12 protein-coding genes and 2 pseudogenes are annotated in these 11,331 nt (G+C 41.8%); 13 read left to right on the top strand and 1 reads right to left on the bottom strand.

Features of this window, described 5'->3' with window-relative positions:
- Positions 1–102 precede the first annotated feature (102 nt).
- Entirely contained in the window at positions 103–1,521 is a 1,419-nt protein-coding gene (locus tag VB740_RS33535) for an aldehyde dehydrogenase family protein (RefSeq protein ID WP_323204138.1), read from the top strand.
- On the opposite strand, the gene VB740_RS33530 is transcribed toward VB740_RS33535, so the two are convergent.
- Complete coding sequence (locus VB740_RS33530; protein WP_323204137.1) at positions 1,487–1,669, bottom strand: hypothetical protein; 183 nt, start codon at positions 1,667–1,669, stop codon at positions 1,487–1,489. The two genes, VB740_RS33535 and VB740_RS33530, sit on opposite strands and share 35 nt — an antisense overlap.
- Positions 1,670–1,999: 330 nt before the next feature.
- Here VB740_RS33530 and VB740_RS33525 point away from each other — a divergent pair, with 330 nt between their 5' ends.
- The 12 genes and pseudogenes from VB740_RS33525 (at position 2,000) to VB740_RS33470 (ending at position 11,325) form a co-directional block, all read left to right on the top strand.
- Positions 2,000–5,587, top strand: a complete 3,588-nt coding sequence (locus VB740_RS33525; RefSeq protein WP_323204136.1) for an N-6 DNA methylase — start codon at positions 2,000–2,002, stop codon at positions 5,585–5,587.
- 15 nt (positions 5,588–5,602) lie between these two features.
- Complete coding sequence (locus VB740_RS33520; RefSeq protein ID WP_196512015.1) at positions 5,603–5,812, top strand: hypothetical protein; 210 nt, start codon at positions 5,603–5,605, stop codon at positions 5,810–5,812.
- 31 nt (positions 5,813–5,843) lie between these two features.
- Positions 5,844–6,104, top strand: coding sequence for a hypothetical protein (locus VB740_RS33515; protein WP_323204135.1), 261 nt, complete (start codon positions 5,844–5,846; stop codon positions 6,102–6,104).
- 74 nt (positions 6,105–6,178) lie between these two features.
- Positions 6,179–6,415 (top strand): type II toxin-antitoxin system VapB family antitoxin, encoded by a 237-nt coding sequence (locus VB740_RS33510; protein WP_323204134.1) that lies wholly within the window; start codon positions 6,179–6,181, stop codon positions 6,413–6,415.
- The gene (locus tag VB740_RS33505) at positions 6,402–6,821 is read left to right on the top strand and encodes a PIN domain nuclease (RefSeq protein WP_323204133.1); all 420 of its coding nucleotides are present in this window, start codon (positions 6,402–6,404) and stop codon (positions 6,819–6,821) included. Before VB740_RS33510 ends, VB740_RS33505 begins: the two co-directional genes overlap by 14 nt.
- A gap of 68 nt (positions 6,822–6,889) precedes the next feature.
- Positions 6,890–7,120, top strand: a pseudogene (locus VB740_RS33500) (hypothetical protein).
- Positions 7,121–7,378: 258 nt separating this feature from the next.
- Positions 7,379–7,528 (top strand): annotated as a pseudogene (locus tag VB740_RS33495) (3-phosphoshikimate 1-carboxyvinyltransferase); the annotation flags it as partial.
- Positions 7,529–7,661: 133 nt separating this feature from the next.
- Entirely contained in the window at positions 7,662–8,108 is a 447-nt protein-coding gene (locus VB740_RS33490; protein WP_323204131.1) for a DUF3598 family protein, read from the top strand.
- A gap of 125 nt (positions 8,109–8,233) precedes the next feature.
- Positions 8,234–9,622: a histidine--tRNA ligase gene (hisS, locus tag VB740_RS33485; RefSeq protein WP_323204130.1), complete on the top strand. Its 1,389-nt coding sequence runs from the start codon at positions 8,234–8,236 to the stop codon at positions 9,620–9,622.
- A 54-nt stretch (positions 9,623–9,676) separates the two neighbouring features.
- Positions 9,677–10,312 (top strand): restriction endonuclease subunit R, encoded by a 636-nt coding sequence (locus VB740_RS33480; RefSeq protein ID WP_323204129.1) that lies wholly within the window; start codon positions 9,677–9,679, stop codon positions 10,310–10,312.
- A 114-nt stretch (positions 10,313–10,426) separates the two neighbouring features.
- Entirely contained in the window at positions 10,427–11,050 is a 624-nt protein-coding gene (locus VB740_RS33475) for a Uma2 family endonuclease (RefSeq protein ID WP_323204128.1), read from the top strand.
- 35 nt (positions 11,051–11,085) lie between these two features.
- The gene (locus VB740_RS33470) at positions 11,086–11,325 is read left to right on the top strand and encodes a hypothetical protein (protein WP_323204127.1); all 240 of its coding nucleotides are present in this window, start codon (positions 11,086–11,088) and stop codon (positions 11,323–11,325) included.
- Positions 11,326–11,331 lie beyond the last annotated feature (6 nt).

Genomic DNA, 11,331 nt, shown 5'->3' with positions numbered 1-11,331 from the left:
CCCCATGCCCAATGCCCAATGCCCAATGCCCAATGCCCAATGCCCCATGCCCAATTACTAATGACAAATGACCAATTACTAATGACAAATGACCAATGACTAATGACAAAACCAATAGAAGTCCGCAATCCCCGAACTGGCAAATTTGACTACGTAATTATCCCGCCGCCCCCAAGGCTGCTGGCACAGCAATGTAAGCGTACCCGCAGAGCGCAAATTCGTTGGCAGCAACTGGGTTTAGAGGGGAGAATTGAAGCCTTACAGCAGTGGAAGGAAGCGATATTATCTGGGCGCGATCGCCTCACAGAAGCTTTGGTAAATGATACAGGAAGATTATCAACCTCAGTATTAGAAATAGACTCCTTCCTCTCTAGCATCGATCGCTGGTGTAAGTTAGCGCCGGACTTGCTGCAAGACTCTGCAAAAAATACAGCAATTCCATTTATCGCATTGCAACAAACATCCGTTCCTTATCCCCTAGTTGGGATAATTAGCCCGTGGAATTTTCCACTGTTGCTGTCTACCATTGATACCATTCCGGCATTACTGGCGGGTTGTGGTGTCATCGTTAAACCCAGTGAAATTGCTCCCCGCTTCGTAGCACCACTGAAAACAGCACTCACCGCCGTTCCTGAATTGCGCGATGTATTAACTTTTGTTGAAGGAGCAGGTGAAACAGGATCTGCTTTGATTGAGAATGTAGATTTGGTCTGCTTTACAGGTAGTGTAGCAACAGGGCGAAAAGTAGCAGAAGCGGCTGCGAAACGGTTTATTCCAGCTTTTTTGGAATTAGGAGGAAAAGATCCTGCGATCGTTTTAGAATCAGCCAATTTAGAATTAGCAACCTCAGCAATCTTATGGGGTTCTGTCGTCAACACCGGACAGTCGTGCTTATCAATTGAGCGAATTTACGTTGCTGAATCCATATTTGACAAGTTTTACCATCAACTAGTAGCTAAGGCCCATCGCCTTCAACTAGCCTACCCCACAGTCGAAAGTGGAGAAATTGGCCCCATCATTGCTGAAAGACAAGCAGCAATTATTAGCGACCATCTCCTAGATGCAGTGGAAAAGGGAGCAGTAATTCACTGCGGCGGTGTAATTGAAGACTTAGGTGGGGGTTGGTGGTGTCGTCCGACAGTTCTCACCCAGGTTAATCATTCCATGAAAGTGATGACCGAAGAGACTTTTGGCCCCATTATGCCAATAATGCCTTTTTCTACAGTAGAGGAAGCAGTGTCTTTAGCGAATGACTCAATTTATGGATTGAGTGCTGCTGTCTTTGCCTCAGAAGTCGAAGCCTTAGACATTGCCCAGCAGATAGATGCGGGTGGTATTAGTATCAACGATGCTGCACTCACCGCCATCATGCACGAGGGAGAGAAAAACGCCTTCAAATTCTCCGGTATGGGAGGGTCACGCATGGGTGCGGCAGCCCTAAAACGGTTCATGCGAAAAAAAGCTATTTTGATCAAAACTAACGCTACTAATGACCCTTGGTGGTTTGAGACTGGGGAGTGACCAATGGCGTAGCTTGCCGCCGTACTCCTTTGGAAAAGCAAGCTATGCAAAGCGTCTCCAAGAGTTGGCATCGCATTCTCATTTTGTTCAAAATATTTGTTTTACCAGAGGCGATCGCTTCTGCCACAGTTTCGTCTACGATAACCAAAGCACCTGGAAGAATTTTAATAGTTTTGGTTCAGAACACAAGTTCATTCGTTCAAAACACAAGTCCATTTGTTCAGAACACAAGTCCATTCGTTCAGAACACAAGTTCATTCGTTCAGAACACAAGTTCATTCGTTCAGAATACAAGCCCATTCGTTCAGAACACAAGTTCATTCGTTCAGAATACAAGTCCATTTGTTCAGAATACAAGTCCATTCATTGAAAACATAAGAGTTGCCTTTAAACTATTAAGAAAACCTATAGGTCGATTTCTACAATAGCGTTACACTCGATAACGGACTAAGCCTTTATGTAGATCCTGTAGCGCCTGATGAACCTAGCCGATATCCTCAAAGACTCAAATTACAAACTGTCGCAGTTTACTGCGGCGGAAATTGAGCAGTTAGAGCAGAGCATTACTCTAAAAGCAACCAAAAGTGGCGAAGTGCCTTATATCGTTTGTTTGGTGCGTCAAAAGGCAATTAAGTTGACACCAGAGGAAGCAATTCGGCAGCTATATTTACAGGTTTTAAATCAACGCCTGCACTATCCTCTCAGTCGCATTGAAGTCGAGTATGGGGTGAACTTCGGGCGCGAGGTGAAACGGGCAGACATTGTGGTAATGGACAAAGATCGTCCAAACACGGTGTATATGCTGGTGGAGCTAAAGAAGCCGAAGCTCAAAGACGGTAAGGATCAGTTGCGATCGTATTGTAATGCCACGGGTGCGCCGATCGCAATTTGGACAAATGGCGATCAAATCTCCTACTACCAGCGCAAAGATCCCAATTATTTTGAAGATATCCCCGGTTTGCCCAATGCTAATCAAACCCTGGCAGATATTCTTCAGATCAAGTTTACGCTGGAAGACTTGATTGCCAATGACAAGTTGATCAAGGAGAATAAATCTCTCAAAACTCTGATCGAAGAAATGGAAGATGAGGTGCTGGCGAATGCTGGGGTTGATGTATTTGAAGAACTGTTTAAGCTGATTTTTACGAAGCTTTATGATGAGTGGTATTCTGGGCAGGGCAACCGCCGTAAAACCCGTTCTCTAGAGTTTCGCAATACGGGACAAACAGAAGCGGCACTCAAAACCAAGATTCAGGATTTATTCGACAAAGCTAAACAAAAGTGGCAGGGTGTGTTTAGTGAAGGAGCCAAGATTAGCCTCACGCCTTCGCACTTGTCGGTTTGTGTGTCGTCCTTGGAGAATGTAAAACTGTTTAACTCCAATCTGGATGTAATCGATGAAGCATTTGAGTATTTGATCAACCAGAGCAGTAAAGGAGATAAAGGGCAATATTTCACGCCGCGCTATGTGATTGATATGTGCGTGAAGATGCTCAATCCGCAAGAGTATGAGTACATGATCGATACGGCGGCGGGTTCATCGGGGTTTCCGGTGCATACGATGTTTCATGTCTGGAAGCAGATTATGCGCGATCAAGGACGGGAAGCCAGTCATATGTTTACGGCTGAACCAAAGCCGCCAGAGTGCGATGAGTATGTCAAGGAAAAGGTATTTTCGATTGATTTTGATGAAAAGGCGGTGCGGGTGGCGCGAACGCTAAACCTGATTGCAGGGGACGGTGAACAAAATGTGTTGCATCTGAATACGCTGGATTATGAATTGTGGGATGAAATTACTAAAGAGGAAGACTGGGATGATACCTACAATCGGGCGTTCTCTCGTTTGAAGAAACTCCGCACCGATAAAAGCAGCTACCAACGGTTTCAGTTTGATGTGTTGATGGCGAATCCGCCCTTTGCCGGAGATATCAAAGAACCGCGCATGATTGCCCGCTATGATTTGGCAAAGAAGCCGGATGGTAAGTGGCAAACCAAGGTAGGGCGGGATATTTTGTTTATTGAGCGCAATTTGGACTTTTTGAAACCGGGGGGTAGAATGGCGATCGTGTTGCCCCAAGGACGGTTTAACAATTCATCGGATAAGAATATTCGAGATTTCATTGCCGAACGCTGCCGGATTTTGGCGGTGGTGGGGCTGCATGGCAATACGTTTAAGCCGCACACGGGTACGAAAACTTCGGTGCTGTTTGTGCAGAAGTGGAATGATAACCCGAAGGTGGGCGCACTCTGCCCTCGACAGGATGACTACAACATCTTTTTTGCGACAATGCGGAAATCGGGGAAGGATAATTCTGGGGATAAAATCTGGCGCAAAATCTCATCGTCTACTTCACCACCTGATGACGAACTGAGCGAATTGATGCCGCCTTCTCCGATGCAGCGAGTAGTGGGGGTGGAGGGCGATTTTTTGCAAGATGTTCACGGTCATTTAGTGGTGGATCATGATTTGTATAACCACGAAGGACTGACGGAAGACGGTATTGCGGAAGCGTTTATTGAGTTTGCCAAAAAGGAGAAGCTCAGTTTTTTTGAATCCAGCCCATCTGTTGCGCCGTTTGATGCTGTGAGGTATCAACAGTTAATGGATGGGCTTGAAGCCGTTGAGGTTGCCTTTCTTAAAGTCCAAGAAAATAATGATGCGTTGCGACTCGATAGTGATTTCTTTAAGAAAAGCTATTTAGCTAGTGAAGCTATTGTCAAGCAAAAAGATTATTGCTTACTTGGGAATCAAATACAAAGCGTCAAAAGTTTTGGTGCATACTCCCTTTGCAATCATATTGAATATTTAGAAGAAGGTATTCCTTTTCTTAGATGTGTGAACATTAAAAATTCCCAAGTCGATTTCTCTGATGTTATTTATATTGATGCAAAATCTCATGAATTACTATGGAAGTCTGAGGTAAAGCCAAGAACAGTTTTGTTAACAATGTCTGGCAGCGCAGGAAATGTTGCAATTGCTCATGAAAGTTGGATCTATCCAATTAACTCTAATCAGGACATCGCCAAGATTGATTGCTTTGAGGGAATTAACCCTTATTATCTCTATGGGTTTTTGATAACTGATTATGGATTTAATCAAATACAGAGACAATTGGTAGGTAGTGTTCAACAACATATATTTTTATGGCAAATCGAAAAATTATTTATCCCAAGCCTCGATTCTAATTTTCAAGAATTCATCGAGAAAGTAATTAAATTCGCAAATACAACTTCTGAGCAATCAAAGTTGTTTTATCAACAAGCTGAGGATTTGCTGTTGTCGGAGCTTGGCTTGAAGGACTGGCAACCCACTGAAGAAACCATTGCCGTCAAGAGTTTTGCTGAGTCGTTCCTGTCCTGCGATCGCCTCGACGCTGAGTATTACCAGCCAAAATTTGACCAATTAATTGAACGACTTGAAGAAAAGGTTAAACTAACGCCTCTCAGTAATTTACTCACCCTTAATCAACGAGGAAAACAACCTCAATATATTGAAGACGAAGACGAGTATAAGTTAGGTTTACCTGTTGTTAATTCCAGGCATGTTCGAGAAGGCGAAGTAATCCTAACAGACAATCGCTATGCTTATCTGCCAGAAAATGATAATCCGCTTACAATTCAAACTGATGATGTTCTAATCAACGGTACAGGTATCGGCACAATTGGACGCTGTGCGCCTTATCTCTACGAACAAGAAGCTTTGCCAGATAACCACGTCACTATTCTTAGAACTGATTTACTTGATCCGGTTTATCTGTCGATTTACCTCAATAGCATTGTTGGAAAGCTATTTGTTGAAAAGCATTTCAAAGGTTCATCAGGGCAAATTGAGCTATACCCTAACGAAATTGCTCAATTTCAAGTTTGGGATGCGCCAGATTCCGTTCAGCAGAAAATCAGAAGCAAAGTTGAAGCCTCTCATCAAAAGCGGGAGCAATCCAAGCAACTGCTAGAAATTGCTAAAACAGGAGTAGAAAGAGCGATCGAAACCGATGAAGCGGCAGCAACAACTTGGATCAATCAGCAGCTTGAAGCGCTAGGAATCAATCTATCAAACTTAAACTAACCTAATAGAGGCACAATGTCTGAAATTACTATAAACCCAGATCAACTTAAGGAAATCTTGAAAAGCGCGATTATTGAATTAATTCGTGACAATCGAAAAGAAGTTTCTGAATTTCTGGCAGAAATTATTGAAGACGTGGCAATGGAACAAGCGATCGCTGAAGGTGAAACAACTGAACTGGTTAGCCGTGAGTCCATCTTTCAACTTTTGGAGCCGAAAGCGTGAAAGTCGAGTTTAGGAACATCTTGGAGTAGCAATGAAAGCAGTTAAAGTCATGGCAACGATTAATGAGCAAGGACAACTAACTTTAGATCATCCTCTCATAACAGATAAAAACAGTCGCGTAGAAGTTATTATTCTAATTCCAGAAGAGGAAGTTCTGAACGATCAATCTCAAGCAGAAGTCTTAGCAGATTTCCGGCAAGCTTGGCACGAAGCCATGACTGGGCAAACTATCCCGGTGGCTCAACTTTGGGAAGGGCTTGAAAATGACTTAATAGCCTTTCATTCAAGGTGAGTTGGTCGTTTATCGGGTTAAAATGTAAAGACAATAATTGATAATCGTGTCTACTTTAACTTATACCCATATTTATGCAAATTACCCTTAACCTCGATGAATCTCTTCTTAACGAAGCCTTGCAACTCACCAACTTCACTACTCAAGAAGAACTAGTGAATTTTGCTCTGCAAGAACTTGTGCGTTCACGAAGTGACTCTTCTGGAACATCACACCGCAAGAAAAACCTTTTCGACCTCGCTGGACAAATTCAGTTTGTCCCAGACTTTGACCACAAAGCTCTGCGCGAGACTCGTCATGCTGCTGATTGATACATCAGTTTGGATAGTCGTCTTCCGCGTAGGCGCAGCCCGCCGCAGGCATCGCAACGGTCAAGTTCGCCAGCAGCTTGAAACCCTGATTGCTAATAGAGAAGTTTTACTCACCCGATTCACTCAGCTTGAATTGCTTCAAGGTAGCCTGAACGAGCAAGAATGGACTCTCCTCTCAACCTACCTGGAAACACAAAATTATATTGAACCCTCGCTTCATTCTTGGCAAGCGGCTGCCCGTATTTACTATGACTTGCGCCGCCAAGGGCTTACCGTTCGCAGCCCAATTGATTGCTGCATTGCTCAAACGGCTCTAGAGAATAATTTGCTTTTGATTCACAACGATCGCGACTTTGAAACCATTGCCCAAGTAAGATCGCTCCAACACCTTCGCTTTCAAGCTTAAGTGCGATCGTCGATCCCCCGAAAACCCTCAAAATAAAGGTACAAAGTTTAGCTATTCAAAGTAAAGTGATGCAAGCCAAACTCCAAGAGCAACTTTCCCCCCATGATGCCGAAGTTATTTTAGGATGCTTACCTGAACGAATTCGCGCCGCTCTAATTGCTCGTGCTACTGAAATTGAATATCCAATCGAAGCTGTTATTGAGATGGCGTTCACGTAGTGTCTCTGAAAGAGAATCGCAAGTTTTCTCGATACAGAGGCGTTGGGTTTTGCAGATTGTAAGCCAGGGCGTGGACAATAAAAGTGTAAACTGGCGATCGCTGGCGGTGGGACTGACGAAAGATATTGGTGTGGATACAGAATAACATTATAAGCCGGCAAGAAACGCGTAGGCGTAGCCCGTCGCAGGCATCGCTTGGAAGAAAAACGCAATTCGTTATGCTTTGCGTCAAGTTATGCCAGCGATGATTAAAGCCATCTTTGACAACCTTTCCCGCTCCCCACTCATAATATGCGAACATAATTAAGTTGTAGCTAACTACCTGCACAGAGATTTAAAATGGATACCATTGCAATCCCTGTTCTAAATCGCCCAGTCGATGCCACAGTAGAGATTCCTATTTCTAAAAGTATTACCAATCGGGCATTACTCGTCGCGTTCTTAGCGCCAGGTGACTCGATTTTAGACAATGCGTTATTTAGTGAAGACTGGCATTTGCTGTCACTGGCTTAAAGGTTCCAGGCATTGTAATAAAAGACCCTGGTTGGTTGTACAGCGAAAACTTTTCCCGATTACTTTACTCGATTTTTCCAAATGTTAGAACAATAAAAGGTGAATTGCAATGTCAAATATTCGAGAAGGAATGCCAGTGCTTGCCCGTCATGAAGGAGATTGGGTAGGAACTTATACAGTAATTGATACAGCCGGAAAAATCCTTGACAGCTACGAGTCTCACTTAACTTGTCAATTTCCAGAAAATGGCCCTCATCCCTACTACCAAATCAATCGCTATAAATGGTCTGATGGTAAACAAGAGGAGTATGAATTTCCAGGAATCTATAAAGATAATAAACTTTGGTTTGACACCGATCGCATAGACGGAAAAGCCTGGGAAGCCGATGATTCAATTGTCATTTTGTGGTTTAGTTATAAGACAAACCCAGAAATGAGCTTATATGAAATGATTTACATTAGTCCTGACAATAACAATCGTGCCCGCACTTGGCATTGGTTTAAAAACAACAAAATTTTTCAACGCACCCTAATTCAAGAAGAACGGGTAAGATAGTAATTTCTTCGCTCAGAGATAATCACTCATTATTCTCTAGTCCGCGCAGGCGGACTTTGTTTGTGTAGCCACGATTTCCAGTCGTTAGGCTTTCATCTCAAATTTCAACTTAGTAAGGTACACGCATGGCAAAAGGTGACAAAATAAACTTTTCTACTCCTAGTGGTTTCCCTGAATTTCTGCCTAGTGAAAAGCGTCTAGAATTATATTTGCTAGATATCATCCGTAGAGTTTTTGAAAGCTATGGATTTACGCCCATTGAAACACCTGCTGTAGAACGTTTAGAAGTACTGCAAGCTAAAGGAAATCAAGGCGACAATATTATCTATGGCATTGACCCCATCCTGCCACCAAATCGCCAAGCCGAGAGAGATAAATCAGGCGAAACTGGTTCGGAAGCAAGAGCTTTAAAGTTTGATCAAACAGTTCCATTAGCAGCGTATATTGCTCGTCACCTGAATGATTTAACCTTTCCCTTTGCCCGTTACCAAATGGATATGGTTTTTCGGGGTGAACGAGCAAAAGATGGGCGTTTTCGTCAGTTCCGCCAGTGCGATATTGATGTAGTTGCTCGTCGTGAACTCAGCTTGCTCTATGATGCTCAGATGCCTGCAATTATCACTGAGATATTTGAAGCAATTAATATTGGTGATTTTTTGATTCGCATCAATAATCGTAAAGTTCTGACAGGCTTTTTTAAGTCAGTAGGAATTACCGAAGATAAAATTAAATCGTGTATTAGTATTGTTGATAATCTAGAAAAAATTGGTGAAAGTAAAGTAAAACAAGAGTTAGAGAAAGAGGGAGTTTCAGGAGAACAAACTCAAAAAATTATTGATTTTATTAAAATAGATGGTTCCGTTGATGAAGTATTAGATAAACTCAAGCACCTCGCAGAAAATCTGTCAGAAACAGAGCAATTGAGCCTGGGAATTACCGAATTACAAACGGTAATTGCAGGCGTGCGTAATCTCGGAGTTGCCGAAAATCGTTTCTGTATTGATTTATCCATTGCTCGTGGTCTTGATTACTATACCGGCACAGTTTACGAAACAACCTTATTAGGACATGAAGCTTTAGGTAGTATCTGTTCTGGTGGAAGATACGAAGAATTAGTTGGGGTATTTTTGGGTGAAAAAATGCCTGGGGTAGGCATTTCTATTGGCTTAACTCGCTTAATTAGTCGCTTATTAAAAGCTGGTATTCTTAGTACCTTAGCTGCTACACCAGCCCAGGTGATGGTAGTGAATATGCAAGAAGATTTAATGCCAACTTATTTAAAGGTTTCGCAACATCTGCGTCAAGCTGGAATTAATGTCATCACTAACTTTGATAAGCGCCCCTTGGGTAAACAATTTCAGCTAGCAGATAAACAAGGAATTCAATTTTGTGTAATTATTGGTTCCGAGGAAGCAGCAGCGCAAAAGTCTTCGCTGAAAGATTTGAAGACAGGTGAGCAAGTAGAAGTGCTACTAGTAGATTTGGCTGAGGAAGTTAAAAGAAGGCTGGGCTAATAAACTACGAATAGGAAACCTGGATTGAGTTTCACTTTAATCAAGCAAAAATATATGACAATTCTCAACGCTCGTAATTTAACCTTAGAAGAAGTTCATCGTCTGTTTGGCTTTCAAAAACATTACAATGACTCATTTTCTAACTACTTATCTCTGGAACCTCTCACGGAAGTAGAACAGCAGGAACTCAAACAAATTCAGCATGACTTTGATAGATACCTGACAGCAGGTAAAGTTTCTGAAGGTCAGGTAAAGTTTCTTGCTGTTGCCCCTTTACTAAGATTAGCTGGTTTTTATCGCTATCCTATCGAGATTGTTTTAGAGGAGAATATTGCTGATATTGAAGTTGAAGATGAAGATATCAGAATCAAAGGAAGGTTTGATGTTTTAGCTATTAGTAAAGCTAAACACACAAAATTTCAAAGATATTTTTGGGTACTATTAATTGAATCTAAAAATAGTCAAATTGATATTTCAACAGGTTTACCTCAGCTACTCACATACTCTTATAAAAATTTAGATAATCAAAAATCAGTTTGGGGATTAACGACTAATGGTAGAAGTTACCAGTTTGTGTATATCGAACAAGGAAATCCCCCGATTTATTATCTGTTGCCAGAATTAAATTTAATGGAAAGAGAACGTTCAAGTCAGTTGCTACAAGTTTTAAAAGCAATTTGTCAGCTTTGAAAGCATTGATGCTGAAGTTGAGTAAATTAACGATGAAATCAACCAGACATAAAGCACTCAACAGGAAAGTTTGGCCCAAGTATTAAGGCAATATACAAGCCAAGGCAACAATTTATGAGTCAAGTCATACCCAAACTAGTAAGCTTTGAAGATTTTGCAGCGTGGCGGCCCGAAGGCGGAAGATACGAATTACACGATGGCGTGATTATTGAAATGCCTCAACCAACTGGTGATCATGAAGATGTTGTTGGTTTTATAGCTAGAAAACTAACAGTAGAATTTGACCGATTAAATTTACCTTATACAATCCCCAAAACTGCGCTGATAAAACCTTTTAATTCGGTATCAGCCTACTCTCCAGATGTGTTGATATTAAATCGTCTTAATTTAGTCAATGAGCCGCTATGGAAAAAAGAATCAACTGTATCTTATGCGGCATCAATTCCCTTGGTAGTTGAGGTAGTTAGTACTAATTGGGATGATGATTACTACACAAAACAAGGTAAGTATGAGGGTATTGGAATTCCTGAATACTGGGTTGCAGATTATCTCGGTTTAGGCGCTAAAAAGTTCACTGGCAATCCTAAACAGCCTACTATGTCTATTTATCAATTAATCGATGGTGAATACCAAGTTACTCAATTTAGAGGTACTGATTCCATTGTCTCGCCTACTTTCCCAGAATTGAATTTAACCGCCGAACAAATTTTTCAAGCTGGAGGTTTCCCAAGTAGTTAAAATTATCGAGAGAGCTTCTTACAACTTGACTAATTATGAATTACGAATTACGAATTAGTATGAGGCTACCTTGGGATGAATGGGAAGCAAGCAGCCATGAAATAGAAAAAGTAGCAAGCAAATTTATCTTTGCTAATTGCTATGACAGCCAAAAAGCTTGCATTGTACTACAAGCACAACAAGAAAACGTTTTTTTGCCACAGCGTTTTTTTGCCACAGTGCCAGGGGGAGCAACGCGATTTGGTGAGATCGGGCAAAAAAGCTGCGATCGCTAAAAACTA

This window comes from Nostoc sp. UHCC 0251 (assembly GCF_034932245.1).
Lineage (GTDB): Bacteria > Cyanobacteriota > Cyanobacteriia > Cyanobacteriales > Nostocaceae > Nostoc.
Note: the sequence above shows the minus strand (reverse complement) of the source record. Positions and strands in the feature narration are given on the sequence as shown.